The sequence below is a fragment of the Rhodoferax sp. OV413 genome (assembly GCF_900104385.1).
Classification (GTDB): domain Bacteria; phylum Pseudomonadota; class Gammaproteobacteria; order Burkholderiales; family Burkholderiaceae_C; genus Rhodoferax_B.
Window position 1 is genome coordinate 1,170,578 of record NZ_FNJA01000001.1, and the last position, 19,396, is coordinate 1,189,973.

Here is a 19,396-nt window from a genome sequence, read left to right on the forward strand (position 1 = left end):
AAAGCAGAGCGAGTTAGATCGCCACCAGATTGCGCACGCCGTTGGCTTCCATGTCCTTGCCCAGACCGCGGGCGATGAACTCGCCGCGCTCCATCACCAGGTAGTCGTCGGCCAGTTCCTGGGCGAAATCGTAGTACTGCTCGACCAGCAAAATCGCCATGTCGCCGCGGTCGGCCAGCATGCGGATCACGCGGCCGATGTCCTTGATGATCGAAGGCTGTATGCCTTCGGTGGGTTCGTCCAGTATCAGCAGCTTGGGGCCAGCCGCCAGCGCGCGGGCAATCGCCAGCTGCTGCTGCTGCCCACCCGACAAGTCACCGCCACGCCGGTTGATCATCTGCTTGAGCACCGGGAACAGCGTGAACAGCTCGGCCGGGATCGGCGTGCTGGCGCTCTTGTAGGCCAGGCCCATGCGCAGGTTTTCTTCCACCGTCAGGCGGGCGAAGATTTCACGGCCCTGCGGCACGAAGCCAACGCCGGCACGGGCGCGCTCATACGGCGTGTAGCCCTGGATGGCCTTGCCGTCCAGCTCGATGCTGCCGGTCTTGATAGGCACCAGGCCCATCAGCGACTTGAGCAAGGTAGTCTTGCCCACGCCGTTGCGGCCCAACAGTACGGTGACCTTGCCCTTGGTGCATTGCAGGCTGACGTCACGCAGGATGTGCGAGCCGCCGTAGTACTGGTTGATGTTTTTGACGTTGAGCATGGTGCTAACTCCAGATTGTTAGGTTGCGCGTGGCCGGACGGTGGTTAACGTCAATCAGCAGGCCGGGATGTGCTCCCGGCGGCGCAGTAACTTTTCTTTGTGTGGCCAAAGAAAAGTCACCAAAAGAAAGGCCACCCCCACTGTCTGCGTCCTCCGCTTTCGCTGCGGAAACCTGCGGTGCTCGCTGCAGGTGGGGTCTGGCTAAACTCGCTACGCTCAAACAACGCCAGCCCTGATCCACCTGCAGCTGCGCTCCTCGGCGCATACAGAGGGGGCCCCGCGAATCGGAATCGGCGGCGCTTACGCGCCCCATCGCGCCTAGAGCGCGACGCCCGGCACAGCCGGGCTGGCTGTCCGCTCCCGCATCCGGGGTCCCCCTCTCAAAGCGCCTGCGCTGCATGCTTTTGGCGGGATTAGGAGCGCGATTGTCTGAGCGCAGCGAGTTCGAGCGCTCCCCCGCTAAAAGCATGCAGCGCAGGTTGCCCCGAAGGGGTCGCGGCGAGTGGGGGTGGCCTTTTCTTTGGTTACTTTCTTTTGACCACGCAAAAGAAAGTGACTGCGCCGCCGGGCGCACATCCCGGCCAACGGCGCACATAAACACAAACAGATCACCGGCCAAGATAAACCTCAATCACGCGTTCATCCGCCTGCACCTGGTCCAACGTCCCCTGCGCCAAAACCGAGCCGTCGCACAGCACAGTGACGATCTCCGAGATGGTCTTGATGAAGCTCATGTCGTGCTCCACCACCATCAGCGAATGCTTGCCCTTCAGCGTCAAAAACAGCTCGGCGGTGCGCGCGGTTTCCTCGTCGGTCATACCGGCCACAGGCTCGTCCAACAACAGCAGCTTGGGATCTTGCATCAGCAGCATGCCGATCTCCAGCCATTGCTTCTGGCCGTGGCTCAGATTGCCAGCCTGCCGCGTCACGCTGTCGGCCAGGTGGATGGTGGTCAGCATCTCGGCCAGCTTGTCGCTCTGCGCCGAATCCAGCTTGAACAGCATCGACGACTTGACGCTCTTGTTCATCTTCAGCGCCAGCTCCAGGTTCTCGAACACGCTGAGTTTTTCAAACACCGTGGGCTTCTGGAACTTGCGGCCTATGCCCAGCTGGGCGATCTCGGGCTCGTTGTGGCGCAGTAAGTCGATGGTGCTGCCGAAGAACACCTTGCCAGTGTTGGGCCGCGTCTTGCCGGTGATGATGTCCATCATCGTGGTCTTGCCGGCGCCATTCGGGCCGATGATGCAGCGCAGCTCGCCGGGCGCAATGTCCAGCGACAAGCCGTTGATGGCCTTGAAGCCGTCGAAGCTGACGTGCACATCTTCCAGGTACAGGATGCGGCCGTGGGTGATGTCCACCTCGCCGGGGGTGTGGATGCGTGAGAAACCGGCCTGGCGGCCGCCGGACTCGGTGTTGCCAGTCTTGGGTGCAGCCTCTTTGGCCGCCAAGCGCCGCGCGCCCTCTTCCATCAGTTCGGGCGTCATGCCTTGGCTCCCTTCAGCTTCTTCACCAGACCTACAACGCCATCGGGCAAGAACAGCGTGACCGCAATAAACAAGGCACCGAGAAAATACAACCAGAACTCGGGATAAGCCACCGTCAGCCAGCTCTTGGCGCCGTTGACGATGAAGGCGCCGAGGATGGGGCCGATCAAGGTAGCCCGGCCACCGACCGCCGCCCAGACCGCGATCTCGATCGAGTTTGCAGGGCTCATTTCACTCGGGTTGATGATGCCGACCTGGGTCACATACAAGGCCCCGGCCACACCGCACATCACCGCCGAGATCACCCATATGCTGAGCTTGTAGCCCAGCGGCGAATAGCCGGAAAACATGACCCGGGTTTCCGCATCGCGGATAGCCTGCAGCACGCGGCCGTACTTGCTGCCGACCAGCCATTTGGCGAACAGAAAGAAGCCCAGCAGCACCAGGCCGGTGATGACAAACAGCGTCATGCGCATCGAGGTGGTAGCCATAGGCATGCCCAGAATCCGCTTGAAATCGGTAAAGCCGTTGTTGCCACCAAAGCCGGTTTCATTGCGAAAGAACAGCAGCATGGTGGCGAAGGTCATGGCCTGGGTGATGATGGAAAAGTACACACCCTTGATGCGCGAACGGAAGGCGAAGAAGCCGAAGATGCCGGCCACCAGCGCCGGGGCAAACAGCACCAGGAACAAGGTGGCGCCGAAGCTGCCGCTGAGCGCCCAGTGCCAGGGCATTTCCTTCCAGTCGAGGAACACCATGAAGTCCGGCAGATCGCTTTTGTAGTTGCCATCGCGGCCGATCTGGCGCATCAAATACATGCCCATGGCGTAACCGCCGAGCGCAAAGAACAGGCCGTGGCCCAGGCTCAGGATGCCGGTGTAACCCCAGATCAAATCCATGGCCAGCGCGCAGATGGCGTAGCACATGATCTTGCCGACCAGCGCAATCGCGTAGTCGCTCATATGCCAGATGCTGCCCTGCGGGATCACCAGGTTCAGCAGCGGCGCCACGGCGCAGACCAGGATCAGCGCGACGATAAAGCTGCTCCAGCCGGAGCGGGTCAGCAGCGGGCCTTTGGTGGGTAGAACAACGTTACTCATGCTTCTGCGCTCCGGCCCTTCATGGCGAAGATGCCCTGTGGTCGTTTTTGGATGAAGATGATGATCAGCACCAGCACCGCGATCTTGGCCAGCACGGCGCCGGTCCAGCCCTCCAGAAACTTGTTCAAGATGCCCAGACCCATGGCCGCGTAGACGGTGCCTGCCAGCTGGCCGACGCCGCCCAACACCACCACCATGAAGGCATCGACGATGTAGCCCTGGCCCAGGTCGGGGCCGACGTTGCCCACCTGGCTCAGCGCACAGCCAGCCAGGCCAGCGATGCCCGAGCCGAGGGCGAAAGCGTAGGTGTCGATGCGTGCAGTGTTCACGCCCATGCAGGAGGCGATCGGACGGTTCTGCGTGACGCCGCGCACAAACAGGCCGAGCCGGGTCTTGCCGATCAGCCAGCCCACGCCCAGCAGCACGGCCACGGCAAACGCGATGATGACCAGGCGGTTGTAGGGCAGCGACAGATTGGCCAGCACCTGCACGCCGCCGCTCATCCACACCGGGTTTTCCACGCCGACGTTCTGCGCGCCGAAGATGCTGCGCACGCCCTGCTGCAGCATCAGGCTGATACCCCAGGTGGCGAGCAAGGTTTCCAGCGGCCGGCCGTAGAGAAAGCGCAGCACGCTGCGCTCCAGCGCCGCGCCCACCAGTGCGGCGGCCAGGAACGACACCGGCACGCCAGCCAGCAGATACCAGTCAAAGGCGCCGGGCAAATACTTTTGGAACAGGGTCTGCACCACATAGGTGGCGTAGGCGCCGATCATCATCAGCTCGCCGTGGGCCATGTTGATCACGCCCATCAGCCCGTAGGTGATGGCCAGGCCTAGCGCCACCAGCAGCAAGATGGAGCCCAGGCTGATGCCGCTGAAGATCGCGCCCAGTTTGTCGCCCCAGGCCAGCGCGGCGTCGACCTTGGCCAGCGCGGCCGCCAGGGCGATTTTCACGTCGCTGTCGGTCTCGGTCTTCAGGCGCGCAAGCAGCACAGTCTTGGTGGCGGGGTTGCTACTGTCGGCCAGGGTTTTGACAGCATCCAACCTCGAAGTCTTGTCGTCGCTGTTCAGCAGCAAGGCGCCGCGCAGCAGGCCCAGCTGGGATTTGATGGTGGCGTTGGTTTCGGCGGCAAAAGCTTTTTCGACCAAGGCCAGCTTGCTCTCGTCGGGCTCGGCGAGCAGGGTTTTGACGGACTCGGCACGCACCTTGTCGTCTTTGGCAAACAGCTTCAGGGCGGCCAGCGCATTGTCCAGCTCGCCCCGCATCTGGTTGTTGTTGATCACGTCTTCGGCCTCTTCCGGCAGCGCTACGTCAGCTCCGGTGGCCGGGTCCACGGTCTTCTCGCCCTGGACCCAAAAAACTTTGTCGCCCAGGGTCTTGACCTGGTCGTCCGACAGCGCCTGGATAAAGGCCACCGTCTTCTCGTCGGCATTGACGACGGCCTTGTTCAGCGCTTCGATGCGCGTCTCGGCTTCGCCGGTTGCCAAGGCTTTTACCTCGTCTGCGCTTAATGCATAAGCGTGACCAGCTATTAAAAGAGTAGCAGCAAAGAGTAATTGTCGAATCAACATGGAGGAACCTGTTGGTTGGGCATGGTGGCGAAAAGTCCCATCCGTTGGGCTCAAAGAGCAAGGCTGCTAACGAAGCAGCCCCCTCGCAGAAACGAGACTGCCCCCTTCCAGAGATACCGCGGAACCGGCTATGCCGGACCGCTGGTATCGCCCCCTGCAAGGGGGGAGGAGGCCACCTGCGTCCTCGGCTTTACAAGCCGAGTCCGGGGCAGTGGGCAAGCCTGGGGGTGTTACTTCTTCACTGGCTCGTCAGGCTTGCCAGCGTTGCCTTCGATGTACGGGCTCCATGGCACGGCCTTGACCGGGCCGGGCGTCTTCCACACCACATTGAACTGGCCATCGGCCTTGATTTCACCAATGAACACCGACTTGTGCAGGTGGTGGTTCTTCTCGTCCATCTTGGACACGATGCCCGACGGTGCCTTGAAGGTCTGGCCGGCCATGGCGGCGATCACCTTGTCGGTATCGGTGGACTTGGCCTTCTCTACGGCCTGCTTCCACATGTTGATGCCGATGTAGGTGGCTTCCATCGGGTCGTTGGTCAGAGGCTTGTCGGAACCGGGCAGGTTCTTGGCCTTGGCGTAGGCCGACCACTTCTTGATGAACTCGGCATTGGCTGGGCCCTTGATCGACTGGAAGTAGTTCCAGGCAGCCAGGTGGCCGACCAGCGGCTTGGTGTCCACGCCGCGCAGCTCTTCTTCACCCACGGAGAAGGCGACGACCGGCACGTCCTTGGCCTTCAGGCCGGCGTTGCCCAGTTCCTTATAGAATGGCACGTTGGAGTCACCATTGATGGTGGACACCACGGCGGTCTTGCCACCGGCGGAGAACTTCTTGATGTCGGCCACGATGGTTTGGTAATCGCTGTGGCCAAACGGGGTGTACTTCTCGTCGATATCGGTATCGGCCACGCCCTTGCTCTTCAGGTAGGCGCGCAGGATCTTGTTGGTGGTGCGGGGGTACACATAGTCGGTGCCCAGCAGCACCCAGCGCTTGGCGCCGCCACCAGCCTTGCTCATCAGGTAATCCACAGCGGGAATGGCTTGCTGGTTCGGCGCAGCACCGGTGTAGAACACGTTCTTGGACAGCTCTTCACCCTCGTACTGCACGGGGTAGAACAGCAGGCCGTTCATTTCTTCAACCACTGGCAACACCGACTTGCGCGACACCGAGGTCCAGCAGCCAAAGATCACCGAAACCTTGTCCTGGCCCAGCAGCTGCTTGGTCTTTTCAGCGAACAGCGGCCAATTGGAAGCCGGGTCGACGATCACGGGTTCGAGCTTCTTGCCGAGCACGCCGCCCTTGGCGTTGATCTCGTCGATGGCCATCAGCACGGTGTCTTTCAACACGGTCTCAGAAATCGCCATGGTGCCCGACAGGCTGTGCAGCACACCGACCTTGATGGTGTCGGCCGCGTGCGCGGGGATGATGGACAAGGATGACAGGGCGACAGCGGCGGTGAGCGCCTTGAGAGTGAATCGACGTTGCATGTGTGCTTCTCCAGTAAGTAAATGAACCCGTTTCGCCACGCTGGGCCTGTAGACAACAGGGCTTTACGCGGCGATGGGTGGACTTTAGGGAAGCACAGGACATGCGGGAATACGCCGGGTGGCGTATGCCCATGGGCAGATGGGGAACTCAGGACGCCAGTGCCGCCACCAGCTGCTCGGCGGCCTGTACGGCGTCGGCGCGGTTAGGCCAGCTGCGGCCGGTATCGTGCAAAGGCGCCAGGCCTTCGACATGGACCAGGTCAATCGTCCAGGGCCCGTCGCCCACGCGGCACAGCTTGGCCATGAAATTGCGGCCGTTCGCCACGCCGGGCACGTATTCTTCAATCGGTTTGGCTTGTTCTTGTTCCATCGGATTCTCGGCAAATCTGGATTATCTCAGCCGCCTTGGCGCGGCTGGCGGGCGCAGCGCACAGGCCGTCAACGTAACAAGTTGCTACAGTTTCCTGCTGGCAAAACTGTGCGTGACACAGTACCGTCATCCCCCGCGACAAGAATGAAATTTGTCTGCACCTCTGGCTACCTGCAGCCGCATCTCTCCACAGCCAAGACTGACCGCAGTGACCCTGCGGCCCTTTTACAACCGAGACAGGACACCCATGCTCTTCACCCGCACTGCACTCTGTATCGCCGCCCTGGGCACCATGGTGCTGGCCGCCAGCGCCCAGGCGGCCGACACGCCGATCTATGCCATCCAGGGCACCGGTAGCGCCAGCCCGCTGGTGGGCCAGACCGTCACCACCACCGGTGTGGTCACACGTGTCAACAACAACGGGTTTTATCTGCAGGACCTGGTGGGCGACGCCAACCCGGCCACATCGGACGGCATTCTGGTGTTCACCGGCAGCGCGCCCACCGTGGCGGCCGGCAACCTGGTACGGCTGACGGGCAAGGTGGTGGAGTTCAACACTGGCGCGGCCAGCAATGCAGACACCGCAGCCCATACGGTGACCGAGCTGACCACCATCGCCGACCTCAGCGTAATCGGCACCGGCCAGAGCGTGGCTCCGGTGGTGCTGACACTGCCGCTGCCGCAGGGTGAAGACTTCGAGCGTTTTGAGGGCATGCTGGTCACCATCAACGGGCCGCTGACCGCATCGCAAAACTACTTCCAGGGCCGCTACGGCCAGCTCACACTATCGGCCCAGGGCCGGCTGGAAACGCCCACCAACCGCTTCCGCCCCGGCGCACAAGCACTGGCGCTGAACGAGGCCAACGCGCGCCGCAGCTTCATTCTGGACGACGGCAGCAGCCTGCAAAACCCCAACCCCATGCCCTATGTGGGTGCCGACAACACCTTGCGCGCGGGCGACACGGTGGGCGCGGTAACCGGCGTGCTGGACTACGGCCTGGCCACGGCCAGCAATGCCGACTATGGCTCTTACAAGCTGCAACCCACGGTGGCCCCGGTGTTCAGCCGCCAAAACGTACGCACCGCCGCCCCCGAGGCGATGGGCGGCAACATCCGCCTGGCCAGCTTCAATGTGCTGAACTACTTCACCACCTTCACCAATGGCGCCACGGCCTCGGGGCAGACCGGGCAAGGCTGCACGCTGGGCGGTGCTACCGCAGCCAGCAACTGCCGTGGCGCCAACAACCTGACCGAGTTCGAACGCCAGCGCGCAAAGATCGTCGGCGCCCTGGCCGCCATCAACGCCGATGCGGTCGGCCTGATGGAGATACAAAACAACGGCAGCACCGCCGTGCAGAACCTGGTGGACGCGCTGAACACGCGCTTGGGTGCAGCCACCTATGCCGCGGTACCCGACCCCAGCACCGGCACGGGCACCGATGCCATCAAGGTTGCGATGATCTACAAGCCGGCCCGCATTGCCCTCTCCGGCGCCTCCACCAGCGACGCCAGCGCCATCCACAACCGCCCTCCGCTGGCCCAAAGCTTTGCAGCCCCCAATGGCGAGAAGTTCACCCTGGTGGTCAACCACTTCAAATCCAAAGGCTGCGATGGCGCCACCGGCACCGACCTGGACCAGGGCGACCTGCAAGGCTGCTGGAACAGCCAGCGCGTGCAGCAGGCCCAGGCCTTGAAGACCTTTATCGGCGGCCTGCAAACCACCAGCGGCAGCAACGATGTATTGCTGGTCGGCGACTTCAACGCCTATGCGCAAGAAGACCCGATTGCGCAGCTGACAGGCAGCGGCTATGTGGACCAGATTGGCCGCTTCAACAGCTTTGGCTATTCCTATGTATTCAACGGCGCTGCCGGCCGGTTGGACCACGCGATCGCCACCGCCAGCATGTCGCCCAAGGTAGCCCGCGCCACCGAATGGCACATCAATGCCGACGAGCCCTCGGTGCTGGACTACAACCTCGAATTCAAGCAGCCGGCCTGTGCCGCCTGCGCCCCCGACCTGTACAGCGCCACCCCCTACCGCTCGTCCGACCACGACCCCGTGGTGTTGGGCCTGAACCTGTACAAAACGATCACCGGCACCGCCGGCCGCGACACCCTGGTCGGCACGCCGGGCGACGATTACTTTGTGGGCGGCCCAGGTGCCGACACCCTGAGCGGCGGCGCGGGAAACAACGTCTACGCCTTCACCAACCTGCGCGACGCCGGCGACACCCTCACCGACTTTGTACCCGGCAAAGACCAGATCGACCTGCGCCTGCTGCTGGCCAGCCTGGGCTATGCCCCTGAGGCACCCGGAGCCGAAAGCCTGGTGCAGGCCGTGGCCAACGGCAACAACAGCGTGCTGCAGTTCAATGCCGGTGGCGCCTGGCGCAGCCTGGCAACCTTGCAAGGCGTGGCCCCCGCCGACATCCGCATCAGCCGGGATGTAGTGCTGCGCTGAACCTCCCAACTTACCGAACCAACACCATGCACTTCTTCCAAAAAACCAGCCTCGCCTTCACTCTACTGGCTGCACTGTGCGGCACCGCGCAAGCCAATATCGTGAACGGCAACTTCGCTACTGGCCTGACCGGTTGGAATACCCTGGGCGATGCGAGCAACCAGAACGGCCAGCTGCTGCTGACCAACACCACGGTGGCGGCCGACGACGTGGATGCGTCGAACAATCCGATAGCCAGCCTCAACCGCTCGGGCACCGATGCGGTGGATGCCAGCCTGCTGTCGGCTGCGGCCGGCCTGGCCGCCGGCGCGCTCGACCCTTCAGCGTTTGACTTCGCCGCCGAAGGCGCACTGGCCTGGCAAAGCTTTACCGGCAATGCAGGCCAGACCCTGAGTTTTCTGTGGAACTTCGGCACCCGCGACAGCTTTGCCGACTACGCCTTTGTGGTGCTGGACGGCGTGCTGCTGCGGCTGGCCAGCGCCGCCGATGCTGCCTTGCCTGGCACCGGCGACAACCTGTTCGAGACCGGCTACAACCCCTTCAGCCTGACACTGGGCAGCAGCGGCAACCACAGCATTGCGTTTGGCGTGGTGGACGTGAACGACACGGCCGTCATGTCCTCGTTGGCCATCGACCAGGTGCAGCTCAGCGCCGACAACACCGTGCCGGAACCCGGCTCCCTGGCCCTGGTGGCGCTAGGCCTGGGCCTGATCGTCTGGCGCAAGCGGCGCGCCGGCTGACCCCAGCGCCTCAATCCAGCCCGGGTGGAAGCGCCCGGTGCCATGCAGTTGCTTGCTCGAAGGCAAACGCCGCCCGCAGAATCGTCGGCTCGGCGAACGGCCGGCCGATGAACTGCACCGAGATCGGCATGCCGGCCGACGACAAGCCTGCCGGCACGGCTACCGAGCACAGGTCCAGCAGGTTCACAAAGCGGCCGAAGCGCGACAGTGGTGTGGCCAGCTCGTCGACCTGGCTCAGCGGTATCGCGCTGATCGCATTCGTCGGGAACACGCACACATCCACACCGTCCATGGCCTCCAGCATCGCCGCCTTGGCCAGCTCACGCTGGCGCAGCAGCTGAATGTACTGAGCCGCACCGATGTCTCGCCCCAGCAGGATGCGGCGCTGGATGTTCGGGTCGAACTGCAGCTCGCGGCGCTCGAACAGCGGGCCTAGATGCGCATAGCCCTCGGCACTCATCAGGCTGCCGGCGATGCGCATGGAATGCTCCAGGCTGTGCGGCAGTGGCCGCTCGACCAGCACCATGCCCAGCCCCGCCAACGCGTCCAGTGCCCGGTCGTAGGCACGTAATACGTCAGCATCCACATCCTCACGCTCCGGCCGAGGCAGTATCCACACCCGCATGCCCTTCACCTCTTTCTCCAGCCCTTGGGCCACCGAGCGCGTGCGTGCCAGGCGCGACACCGGGTCGAGCTCGTCCGGCCCAGCCAGCACGTCCAACATCGTCGCGCAATCTCTGACGCTGCGGGTCAGCGGACCCACGGTATCGTGCGTGGGGCACAGTTCCAGCAGGCCGTGGCGACTCACCAGGCCATGGGTAGTTTTCAGCCCCACCAGACCGCACAGGCCGGCAGGAATGCGCACCGAGCCCCCTGTGTCGGTGCCTATTGCCGCGCAGGCCATGCCGGCCGCCACCGCCACTGCCGAGCCGCTGCTGGAGCCGCCGGGCACGCGGTGCGTCTGTAGATCCCACGGGTTCCAGGGCGTGCCCATGGTCGTGTTCGTGCCCCAGCCACCAAAGGCGAATTCAACGGTGTGCGTCTTGCCCAGCACGATGGCGCCGGCGCTGCGCAGACGCTGTACCGCAGTTGCCGTCAGTGTGGAAATGCGCGGCGGCAACGCGGCCGAGCCGCCGGTGATGGCCTTGCCCTGGATGTCGAACAAATCCTTGATCGCCACCGTCACGCCATGCAGCGGCCCGAGCAGCGTGCCGGCCTGGCGCAGCCGGTCCAGGCCCTCGGCAGCGGTCAGCGCTTCGTCGGCATAGACATTGATAAAGGCATGCAGCTGCGGGTCCCATCGGCTGATGCGATCCAGGTGCTCCTGCACCAATGCCACGCTGGTCAGCGCGCCGGATACCAGCGCCTGCTGGGTCTGCTCTATGGATCCAAATGCCACACTCATACCGCCCCCATCACCCGCCGGCCCCGAGCCAACCGCCGCTCGAACAGGCGCGACAGCATGGACAGCGGAAAGGCGATGCCGAAGTAAAACAGGCCCACCAGTAGAAAGATGTGCAGCGGCAAAAAGAACTCGCTGGCCATGGCCTTGGCCGTCAGCATCAGCTCGTCGGTGGCGATCAGCGCGCACAGCGAGCTGTCTTTCAGCAGCGCCACATAGGTGTTCAGCAGCGGCGGCAGCATCAGGCGCAGCGCCTGCGGCAGCACCACCCGAATGAACACCTGACGCGGCGCCAGGCCGACGGCCAAAGCTGCTTCGCGTTGGCCCTTGTGGATGGCATTGAGACCGCCGCGAAAAATCTCGGCCACATAGGCCGCGCCGTGCAGGCCCAGGCCCAGCGCACCGGCCCAGTAGCCGGACAAGGTGATGCCTAGCGGCGACAACGCGAAGTACAGCGCCAGCAGCAAGGCCAGCAGCGGCACGGTGCGCACGGCCTGGATGAACAGATTGGCGGCGTGGCGCAGCAGGCTGTTGCCGCTGCGCAGCATCGCCACCAGCGCCGCACCGCCCAGGAGTGCGGCGATGAAGCCAACCGCCGACAGCTGCGCCGTCACCACCGCAGCGCGGGCCAGGCGCGGCAACCACTCTGGCAGGTACTCCAGATAGGCCATGAAAAAGATGCTCATCGCTGTGTCTCCAGGTGACGCTCGGTGCGGGCAAAGACCCAGCTGATCGGCAAGATCATCGCGGCGTACAGCAGCATGGCCGCCAGGTAGATCAGCGTGGTCTCGAAGGTGGAAGTCACCAGGTTACGGGCGAAAAACATGATCTCCGGCGCCGCAATGGCCGAGGCGATGGAGGTGTCTTTCAGCATCTGGCTGACGTAGTTGCCCAGCGACGGCAGCGTCACGCGCAGCATCTGCGGCAGCAGTACGTGGCGCAACGTCTTGATAGGTGTCAGACCGACCGACAAAGCCGCTTCGCGCTGGCCGACGTGCAGAGATTTCAGCCCCGACGCAAACACATCGCACAGAATCGCCGCGCCCACCAGGCCCAGGCCGATGACGGCGGCCGTCAGCGGCGAGAGCCTCAGCCCCACCGCTGCCAGCCCGAAGTACAGCAGGAACAGATGCGCCAGCGCCGGCACATTGCGCATCCATTCGATATAGCCGGCAATCGCCCATTGCAGCAGCCGGCTGCGGGTGAAGGTGCGGCAGATCGCCAGCAGCAAACCGAGCAGCGCGGCGATGGCGAAGGCGCCGACGGCCACCTGCACAGCGGTGACCGCACCTAGCGCCAGCGTGACCAGGATGCGCGCAAAAATATCAAACGCAGCCATCACGACACCGCTTCCGCAGCGGCGCCGACCTGGCCGAGAAAGCTGCGCGTGCGCTCCATTTGCGGCCGGTTGATCACGTCGGCGGCAGTGCCCTGCTCGACGATGTGGCCGCCGTCCATGAAGATCACGCGGTCGGCCACGTCGCGGGCAAAGCGGATCTCGTGTGTCACCAGAATCATCGAGCGGCCCTCCTCCGCCAGCTCGCGGATCACGCCCAGCACCTCGCCGACCAGTTCCGGGTCGAGTGCCGACGTCGGCTCGTCAAAAAGCATCAGCTTGGGCCGCTGGGCCAGCGCCCGGGCAATCGCCACGCGCTGCTGCTGGCCGCCGGACAAACGCTCCGGGTATTCGGTGGCCTTGTGCCGCAGATGCACCTTGTCTAGCATCTCGTCGGCCAGCTCGTAGGCCTCGGCCTTGGACATGCCACCGGCGCGGATCGGGCCCAGGGCCACGTTGTCGCGCACGTTCAAGTGCGGCCACAGGTAGAACAGCTGGAACACCATGCCGATCTCGGTGCGCTGCGGCGCCAGCTCTTTGTCGCTCATGAAGCGGAAGCCGCCGCGCTTGTCCGGCAGCTGACCGATGCGCTCGGTGCCGAGCAGGATGCTGCCTTCGCTGGGCCGCTCCAGGTAGTTCAGGCAGCGCAAACAGGTCGATTTGCCCGACCCGCTGGGGCCGATCAGCGACAGGGTTTCGCCTTTGGCCAGATCAAATGAAATGCCTTTTAGCACCTCGGTCTGGCCGTAGCTTTTCTTCAGGCCTTGGACCTGCAGCAGGGGGTTGTTCATGGCAGCGTGGGTGGGGCAAATGGACAGTGGGTTACTTGCAGGAAGGCAGCTTCCAGTCCGCGGGACGGTCTACGCCGGCACGGAAGTTCTGCCCGGCGGGCACGTACCACACGTCCTGCACCAGGCCGTATTTGCTGCCGATCTTCTTCAGCTCGCAGCCCTGCCAGAGCTTGGCAATCTCAGCGTTCACCGCCTGGGCCAGTTCCGGGTTGTCCTTGTTCAGGCCGAACACCACCTGGCCCAGGCCGGTCAGCAGCGGGAAGTCAGGATTCGCATCCACGAAGGCGTTGAAGCGCACGTTCCACTGCGGATTGCGCGAGATCGCGTACTGCATCACCGGTGGGTCACCGATCACCGCGTCAATGCGGCCGGCCAGCAAATCCCGCACCGCGGCATCCGAGGTGTCGTACATGGTCAATTGCAGGCCGGCGATCTTGCGCAGCTCGGGGATGAAGGAGAAGCCGGTGATCGTGCCGACCTTCTTGCCTTCCAGGTCCTTCAGGTGCGACCAGTTGTTCTTGTTCGACTGGGTGATGCCGTTCTTGAAGTAATGGATCGGATCGCTCAGCGTCATGATCTTGGCGCGCTGCTCGGTCCAGCCCATGGTGCCGGCCATCACATCGACGCGCTTGGCCTGCACCGAGGCGATGGTGCCCGACCACTCCATCAGTGCCGGCTTGACCTTGAGCTTCACCGCGTCGGCGATGCGCTGCAGGATCTCGCCGTCGTAGCCGATCATCAGACCGTCCTGGTAACCGGTGCCGGGCATGTCGCCGGTGAAGGCAATGGTCAGATTGCCCTTGTCGATGGTCGAAGGGGTTTGCGCCTGCACGGCCGGCAGCAGCGCGATAGCACCGAGCAAGGTGCACAGCAGCCGGGTGATTGAGAGTGGTTTCATGGTGGTTCCTGCAGGTTGGAAGAGTGCTTCGGGTTTACGCGTTGGCGTGACACGATTGTTAAAAATCACGCCCCGCTTGGCATAGGAAGCGCTTGCTTGTAAATTGAACGTATGCGACACACCGTGAAAACACCTAAACCTCCGGCCAAAGATGGCGCGAAAGAACTGGTAGGCCTGCTGGATGCCTCCAAAGAGCGCCCACCGCTGGACCCATCGGGTGTGGAGCTGCGCATCGGCATCCTGCTGTGGCCGCGCTTTCCGCTGCTGTCGCTGGCCGGCCTGTGCGATGCGCTGCGGCATGCCGCCGACATAGGAGACCAGAGCCGGCAAGTGCGCTGCTCGTGGACCGTGCTGGGCGTACCGGACCAGCCGATCCAGGCCAGCTGCGGGGTGGAGATTCCGGTGCAGCAGTCGCTATCGAGCCACCATCAGTTCGACTACGTGGCGGTGATCGGCGGGCTGCTGCCCTTCATGGCTACAGTGGACCGGCGCTACAACGGTTTTCTGCAAGAAGTAGCTGCGGCCGGCACGCCGCTGATCGGCATCTGCACCGGCAGCTTCGCGCTGGCCCAGGCCGGGCTGTTGCAGGGCAAGGTGGCCTGTGTGCATCCCTTCCATGTGAACGACTGGAAGAAGATGTTCCCGGCCCAGGCGTTTGCGACGAATGCCGATTACCTGTTCGACGGCGACCGCATCACCTGCGCCGGCGGTATCTCCATCATCGAGCTGGCCACCGAGCTGATACGCCGCCACTGCGGCCCGGACCGCGCGGCCAAAGTGGTGCACCAGATGACGGTGTCGCAGCGCTCGTCCACCCACGTCACGCGCCGGCATGCGCTGGGCTATGCTTCGACGGAAAACGACAAGCTGCGCCAGGCCATCATGCTGATGGAGAAGAACATCAACACGCCGCTGGAGATCGCCGTGATCGCCCGCCTGGTGGAAACCAGCAGCCGGCAACTGGAGCGGGTCTTCATGGCCGAAACTGGCACTTCGCCGTCGGAGTTCTACCGCAACTCACGGCTGAAATACGGCCGTTGGCTGCTGACCACCTCGGACTCGCCCGTCAGCGCGATTGCCTACGAATGCGGCTTTGCGGACGCCTCGCATTTCATCCGGCACTTCCAGCAGCTGTACGGCGTGGCGCCGGGCCGGCTGCGCCGCGCGGTGCTGGCGGCATGAAGCCCAGGTAGTTTTATAGAAAAAGTGGCTCTGGCGCTTATTTAGTCAGTACCAGCAGCTATCAAATAAATAGCAAACAGCTTCAACGCGCCGACACCCGGATCTGCACCAAGCGCCGGGCTTCCACCGCCGCCTCGCTGCTGTAACTGCCCGCAACCGCCTGGCCGCCGCTGGCCGCCACCGTGACCCACTGGCCCAGCGGCGCGCTGACGGTGGTGCTGAGCTGGCTGCGTTCCTGGCTGGGCAGCTCGGCATTGCCCGTGGGGGCGGCGACGCTGGCGGCCTGCAGGTCGATCTGCACCGCCACCGCCTGCTTGCCGCCCGGCCAGCGCGGCTGCACGCGCAGGCTCTGGCCCGACTGCATCCAGACCATGCCGTAGCTGACACCACCGCCGCTGCTGGATGCCGAACCCGCACCCGATGTGCGCTGGCTGCTCTGCCCGCCCACCGATTGCACCCAGCGGATCGGCATGTTCTGTCCCATGCTGAGGGTGGCAGCCTCACCATTGCGCACATGCACCTGCTGCGGCGCCACCGGGGCGGCGCTGGGTTGGGTGCTGGCGGTATAGCCGCCGCCATCATCGACCTGCCGCAACTCCACTATCAGGTCGCGTGCGGGCAACTGGGCCTGCGCCAACGGGGTCAGCAGCAGCCCAAAGGAGGCAATAGCGGGGAGCAGGTAGGCGGTATGGCGCATGGTGGTGTGGATTGTTCCACGGAAGCACGGATCGCAGGTATATCGCAGCAAAACCACAGGTGGTGGGCACATCGACGAATACAATTGCTTACGCGTTCTGCTGCTGGATGCCCTCCCACCGCAGAACGCTTATTTTTCACTTCTTCCCCCGTATCGATGGATGCCGGCCTTAGCCCATCCACCCCACTGGAAAGCCGCCGTTGAGTGATGATTTTGACGACCTGTTTGATGCGCCTGCCAGTACCGTGACTGCGGCGCCCACACCGGCAGCTGCGTCGGCACCCGCTCCGGCACCGGTACCAGCAACACTACCGGTACCCGCTCCCGCAGCAGAGACCCCGGTACGCTGCATCTGGATGGCCATCTACAAACGTGGCGCTACCGTGCAGTACAAGGGCAACAACCACACGGTCACCCACGTGCAGATCAGCAAAGGCAATCTCTTTGTGGGCATGCAGGATATAGACGGCGTGATTCCCCACGAAAAAGTCAGTGTGCCACTGACCGAATTCCGCCTGCAGCTGCGCAACTGATGGCTGCTTAGCCCGCCCCGCGCTGGGCGGCCAGGCGCAGCGCCAATCCACTCAAGACTTCGTAGGCCGCACCCGCTTGTGCGTCCCAGGCCTTTACCACCTCGGCCTGGCGGGCGATGGCCGCGGTATCGCCACGCGCTGCCGGGCCGGTCAGCGCCGCCGCAGGGCCCAGCCGGGTGATGTTGGCCGCCGCATTGGCCAGCAACGTGGCGCGCAGGCCGGGGATCAGCGCCTGCGGCACGCCGCTGCTGCGCCAGGCATCTTCGGCTACGCTTTGCAGCACCGGCAGGAAGTTCGTGGCGAACACCGCAGCCGCGTGGTACAGCAGCTTGTGCTCGCTGGCCACACCAAAGCACTGCGCACCAATGGCGCTGAACGCACTGTGCAGCTGCGCACAGGCGCCGGGCTCGCCTTCCAGCGCGCAGGCCGTGCCGGGGAACTGGGCCACGGCTGCGTCCACCGTGGCAAAGCTCAGAATGCAATGCGCGCTGGCGGTGCGCCAGCCCAGATCGGCCAAGGGGGCCAGCGTCGCACTGCCCAAGGCGCCGCTGCAATGGAACGCCATGGACGCTGGCGGCGCCACCTGGGCCAGGGCCTGCGCAACCTGCGGCAGCCGCGCATCTGGCACGGCCAGCACCCACACATCGGCCGGACGCATAACCTGCAAAGATGCAACGGCATGGCCCGCAGCGATGGATACACAGGCCGCCTCGGCGCTGGCCAGCGAGGTGGTCAGCACATCTTGCACGGCGAAGCTGCCGGCCTGCTGCCACAGGCGCGCCAGGGTTTGGGCCACGCGGCCAGCGCCGACCAGATTCAGGGTGAGCAAACGGGTAGTCATGCCGCCATGCTACACAGCGGCCGGCATGAACCACACAGGATCAGGCGGTAAATTTCAACGCGTTGGTCATGTCGCCCATAGGCTGCTGGCCGCGGGCCTGCATCGCGTCGTCGCGCTGCTTCAGACCGTCGAGCTTTTCCAGGCCGAACACGCGGGTGATCAGGCGCAGGATGGAGCCGGTGTCGTAGATCGTGTGGTCCACCGTGCCCTTGCGGGCAAAAGGCGAAATCACAAGTGCCGGCAAGCGCGTGCCCGGGCCCCAGCGGTCGCCCTTGGGCGGCGCTACGTGGTCCCACCAGCCGCCGTTTTCATCGACGGTGACGACCACCACCATGTTCTCCCACTGCGGGCTCGCTCGCAGCAGCTTGATGGCGTGGGCGATATGCCGGTCGCCCGAGGTCACATCGGCATAGCCGGCATGCATGTTCAGGTTGCCCTGGGGTTTGTAGAAGCTCACCGGCGGCAGCTTGCCGGCTTCGATGTCGGCGAAGAAGCGGTTGGTGCGGCTCTCGTCGCCCAGGCCGCCGTCGCGCAGGCGCTTGCTGCGCGCCGTGGGGTTCTCTGGCCCCAGGTTCTTGAAGTAATTGAGCGGCTGGTGGTGGTACTGGAAGTTCGGGATCTTGGGGATGCCATTCGAGTCCTTAAACTGGTCGAGCGTGGCCTGCCAGGCGCCGCCGTACCAGGCCCAATCCACCCCCTTCTGGTCCAGCTTGTCGCCGATGTGGTGGTGCACCTGCGGCACCAGCACCTGCGGCTGGTTTGGCGCAGCGTAGTCCGGGTTGGCGGGGTCGCGTGACCAGGTGGGCCAGTACGGGGGCGCCATGGTGTTCACGGCGTAGCCATCGGGTGTCAACGCGTTGGGGCTGAACTTGGGCGGGCCGTCCATGGCGCTGGCGGGACTGCCTTCGGCCGGCGCAAGCCGGTAGTCGGTCGGGTCGCTGCTCTGCAGCTTGGCCACCTGGGTGCGGGCCGGCGAGTTCATTACGTCGGGGTAGAACGGCACGGTGCCGGTGACCAGGTACTGGTGGTTCAGGAAGGAGCCGCCGAAGGCCCCCTGGAAGAAGTTGTCGCAGAGCACGAATTCGCGGGCGATGTCCCAGAGCCGCAGGTTGTAGCGGGTGTCGGCGTAATAGCCCATGGTGATGCCGCCGGCGTCGGTCCAGGCAACAAAGCCGTCGTTCTTGCCGCCGTTGATCTGCATCTGGTTGTGGAAGAAGGCGTGCACCAGATCGCGCGTCACCAGGCCCAGCGGCAGGGCTTCGCCTTGCGGGCCTTTCATCGCGTAGGGTGCGTTCGGCAAATCGGTCTGGTACTGCTTGCCGGGCTCGTAGGCCACGCCTTCGACCACCTGGGCAGCCGTCTGCACCACGCCGCCCCAGGTCTGCGGCAGCTTGCCCAGCAGCTTGCCGTCGCGGTCGCGCTGGGCGAAGGCGCCGGGCTTGAGTGCAGACAGCGGCTTTTCCAGGCCAGGGAAGTCGGCAAACAGGTTGTTGAAGCTGCGGTTCTCGCCGTAGATCACCACCACGGTCTTGACGTTCTTGCGCAAGGTTTGGTCCAGTGCGCTGCCACCGGCGGCGCCGGCCATCGGTCCGTCGGTAGCGCAGGCCGCCAGTGATGCAGTGACGCCGGCGGTGGCCATGCCGCCGAGGAAGTTGCGGCGACTGACTTCGGGCAGCGGGCTGGGGGTATGGGATGCTTCGGGCGAAGACTTGTCTAACGCGGGGTCCGTCATGGCGTTCCTTTGGTGCTTTGCGGGGCGAAATCGCAGCCAAGCATCGTAGCGGGATGGCCATG

Annotated in this window: 18 protein-coding genes; 4 read left to right on the top strand and 14 right to left on the bottom strand. The window is 64.1% G+C overall.

From position 1 onward, the window contains the following. Positions 1 to 13: 13 nt before the first annotated feature. The 6 genes from urtE to BLT66_RS05420 form a co-directional block, all read right to left on the bottom strand. Positions 14 to 706, bottom strand: a complete 693-nt coding sequence (urtE, locus tag BLT66_RS05395) for an urea ABC transporter ATP-binding subunit UrtE (protein ID WP_092756420.1) — start codon at positions 704 to 706, stop codon at positions 14 to 16. 608 nt (positions 707 to 1,314) lie between these two features. Then, positions 1,315 to 2,190, bottom strand: coding sequence for an urea ABC transporter ATP-binding protein UrtD (gene urtD / locus BLT66_RS05400; protein ID WP_092756422.1), 876 nt, complete (start codon positions 2,188 to 2,190; stop codon positions 1,315 to 1,317). Further along, positions 2,187 to 3,290: an urea ABC transporter permease subunit UrtC gene (urtC, locus tag BLT66_RS05405; RefSeq protein ID WP_092756424.1), complete on the bottom strand. Its 1,104-nt coding sequence runs from the start codon at positions 3,288 to 3,290 to the stop codon at positions 2,187 to 2,189. Before urtC ends, urtD begins: the two co-directional genes overlap by 4 nt. Continuing rightward, positions 3,287 to 4,861: an urea ABC transporter permease subunit UrtB gene (gene urtB / locus BLT66_RS05410; RefSeq protein ID WP_092756426.1), complete on the bottom strand. Its 1,575-nt coding sequence runs from the start codon at positions 4,859 to 4,861 to the stop codon at positions 3,287 to 3,289. Before urtB ends, urtC begins: the two co-directional genes overlap by 4 nt. Before the next feature lie 230 nt (positions 4,862 to 5,091). Further along, entirely contained in the window at positions 5,092 to 6,351 is a 1,260-nt protein-coding gene (gene urtA, locus BLT66_RS05415; protein ID WP_092756428.1) for an urea ABC transporter substrate-binding protein, read from the bottom strand. A 148-nt stretch (positions 6,352 to 6,499) separates the two neighbouring features. Continuing rightward, positions 6,500 to 6,721: a hypothetical protein gene (locus BLT66_RS05420; RefSeq protein WP_092756430.1), complete on the bottom strand. Its 222-nt coding sequence runs from the start codon at positions 6,719 to 6,721 to the stop codon at positions 6,500 to 6,502. A gap of 247 nt (positions 6,722 to 6,968) precedes the next feature. On the opposite strand from BLT66_RS05420, the gene BLT66_RS05425 reads away from it, so the two are divergent. Together BLT66_RS05425 and BLT66_RS05430 are read left to right on the top strand one after the other, a co-directional pair. Then, entirely contained in the window at positions 6,969 to 9,182 is a 2,214-nt protein-coding gene (locus tag BLT66_RS05425; RefSeq protein WP_092756432.1) for an ExeM/NucH family extracellular endonuclease, read from the top strand. 26 nt (positions 9,183 to 9,208) lie between these two features. Beyond that, entirely contained in the window at positions 9,209 to 9,922 is a 714-nt protein-coding gene (locus BLT66_RS05430) for a PEP-CTERM sorting domain-containing protein (protein ID WP_092756434.1), read from the top strand. Between the two features lie 10 nt (positions 9,923 to 9,932). Here the strand turns inward: BLT66_RS05430 and BLT66_RS05435 are convergent, their stop codons facing one another. The 5 genes from BLT66_RS05435 to BLT66_RS05455 are packed head-to-tail and all read right to left on the bottom strand — an operon-like array spanning position 9,933 to position 14,349. Beyond that, positions 9,933 to 11,327: an amidase gene (locus BLT66_RS05435; RefSeq protein WP_092756436.1), complete on the bottom strand. Its 1,395-nt coding sequence runs from the start codon at positions 11,325 to 11,327 to the stop codon at positions 9,933 to 9,935. Then, positions 11,324 to 12,010 (bottom strand): amino acid ABC transporter permease, encoded by a 687-nt coding sequence (locus BLT66_RS05440; RefSeq protein ID WP_092756438.1) that lies wholly within the window; start codon positions 12,008 to 12,010, stop codon positions 11,324 to 11,326. The genes BLT66_RS05435 and BLT66_RS05440 overlap by 4 nt, the downstream gene beginning before the upstream one ends. Beyond that, entirely contained in the window at positions 12,007 to 12,663 is a 657-nt protein-coding gene (locus tag BLT66_RS05445; RefSeq protein ID WP_092756440.1) for an amino acid ABC transporter permease, read from the bottom strand. The genes BLT66_RS05440 and BLT66_RS05445 overlap by 4 nt, the downstream gene beginning before the upstream one ends. Then, positions 12,663 to 13,451: an amino acid ABC transporter ATP-binding protein gene (locus BLT66_RS05450; RefSeq protein WP_092756442.1), complete on the bottom strand. Its 789-nt coding sequence runs from the start codon at positions 13,449 to 13,451 to the stop codon at positions 12,663 to 12,665. Before BLT66_RS05450 ends, BLT66_RS05445 begins: the two co-directional genes overlap by 1 nt. Before the next feature lie 31 nt (positions 13,452 to 13,482). Then, positions 13,483 to 14,349 (bottom strand): ABC transporter substrate-binding protein, encoded by an 867-nt coding sequence (locus tag BLT66_RS05455; protein ID WP_092756444.1) that lies wholly within the window; start codon positions 14,347 to 14,349, stop codon positions 13,483 to 13,485. A gap of 123 nt (positions 14,350 to 14,472) precedes the next feature. On the opposite strand from BLT66_RS05455, the gene BLT66_RS05460 reads away from it, so the two are divergent. Continuing rightward, positions 14,473 to 15,531 carry a GlxA family transcriptional regulator gene (locus BLT66_RS05460; RefSeq protein WP_255406778.1) on the top strand — a complete coding sequence of 353 codons (1,059 nt, stop codon included), beginning with the start codon at positions 14,473 to 14,475 and terminating at the stop codon, positions 15,529 to 15,531. 82 nt (positions 15,532 to 15,613) lie between these two features. Here BLT66_RS05460 and BLT66_RS05465 read toward each other — a convergent pair whose 3' ends face one another. Then, positions 15,614 to 16,228 (bottom strand): hypothetical protein, encoded by a 615-nt coding sequence (locus tag BLT66_RS05465; RefSeq protein ID WP_176954969.1) that lies wholly within the window; start codon positions 16,226 to 16,228, stop codon positions 15,614 to 15,616. 200 nt (positions 16,229 to 16,428) lie between these two features. Between BLT66_RS05465 and BLT66_RS26400 the strand changes: the two genes are divergently transcribed. After that, entirely contained in the window at positions 16,429 to 16,761 is a 333-nt protein-coding gene (locus tag BLT66_RS26400; RefSeq protein WP_143029147.1) for a hypothetical protein, read from the top strand. 7 nt (positions 16,762 to 16,768) lie between these two features. Here the strand turns inward: BLT66_RS26400 and BLT66_RS05470 are convergent, their stop codons facing one another. Beyond that, positions 16,769 to 17,602, bottom strand: a complete 834-nt coding sequence (locus tag BLT66_RS05470) for a Rossmann-like and DUF2520 domain-containing protein (protein WP_255406779.1) — start codon at positions 17,600 to 17,602, stop codon at positions 16,769 to 16,771. A gap of 40 nt (positions 17,603 to 17,642) precedes the next feature. Then, a complete protein-coding gene (gene acpA, locus BLT66_RS05475) occupies positions 17,643 to 19,334 on the bottom strand; it encodes an acid phosphatase (protein WP_092756450.1) in 1,692 nt (563 codons plus the stop codon). Positions 19,335 to 19,396 lie beyond the last annotated feature (62 nt).

Coding starts and splice junctions, on each gene's coding strand:
- urtE (WP_092756420.1), bottom strand. CDS start 706: ATGCTCAACGTCAAAAACATCAACCAGTACTACGGCGGCTCGCACATC.
- urtD (WP_092756422.1), bottom strand. CDS start 2,190: ATGACGCCCGAACTGATGGAAGAGGGCGCGCGGCGCTTGGCGGCCAAA.
- urtC (WP_092756424.1), bottom strand. CDS start 3,290: ATGAGTAACGTTGTTCTACCCACCAAAGGCCCGCTGCTGACCCGCTCC.
- urtB (WP_092756426.1), bottom strand. CDS start 4,861: ATGTTGATTCGACAATTACTCTTTGCTGCTACTCTTTTAATAGCTGGT.
- urtA (WP_092756428.1), bottom strand. CDS start 6,351: ATGCAACGTCGATTCACTCTCAAGGCGCTCACCGCCGCTGTCGCCCTG.
- BLT66_RS05420 (WP_092756430.1), bottom strand. CDS start 6,721: ATGGAACAAGAACAAGCCAAACCGATTGAAGAATACGTGCCCGGCGTG.
- BLT66_RS05425 (WP_092756432.1), top strand. CDS start 6,969: ATGCTCTTCACCCGCACTGCACTCTGTATCGCCGCCCTGGGCACCATG.
- BLT66_RS05430 (WP_092756434.1), top strand. CDS start 9,209: ATGCACTTCTTCCAAAAAACCAGCCTCGCCTTCACTCTACTGGCTGCA.
- BLT66_RS05435 (WP_092756436.1), bottom strand. CDS start 11,327: ATGAGTGTGGCATTTGGATCCATAGAGCAGACCCAGCAGGCGCTGGTA.
- BLT66_RS05440 (WP_092756438.1), bottom strand. CDS start 12,010: ATGAGCATCTTTTTCATGGCCTATCTGGAGTACCTGCCAGAGTGGTTG.
- BLT66_RS05445 (WP_092756440.1), bottom strand. CDS start 12,663: ATGGCTGCGTTTGATATTTTTGCGCGCATCCTGGTCACGCTGGCGCTA.
- BLT66_RS05450 (WP_092756442.1), bottom strand. CDS start 13,451: ATGAACAACCCCCTGCTGCAGGTCCAAGGCCTGAAGAAAAGCTACGGC.
- BLT66_RS05455 (WP_092756444.1), bottom strand. CDS start 14,349: ATGAAACCACTCTCAATCACCCGGCTGCTGTGCACCTTGCTCGGTGCT.
- BLT66_RS05465 (WP_176954969.1), bottom strand. CDS start 16,228: ATGCGCCATACCGCCTACCTGCTCCCCGCTATTGCCTCCTTTGGGCTG.
- BLT66_RS05470 (WP_255406779.1), bottom strand. CDS start 17,602: ATGACTACCCGTTTGCTCACCCTGAATCTGGTCGGCGCTGGCCGCGTG.
- acpA (WP_092756450.1), bottom strand. CDS start 19,334: ATGACGGACCCCGCGTTAGACAAGTCTTCGCCCGAAGCATCCCATACC.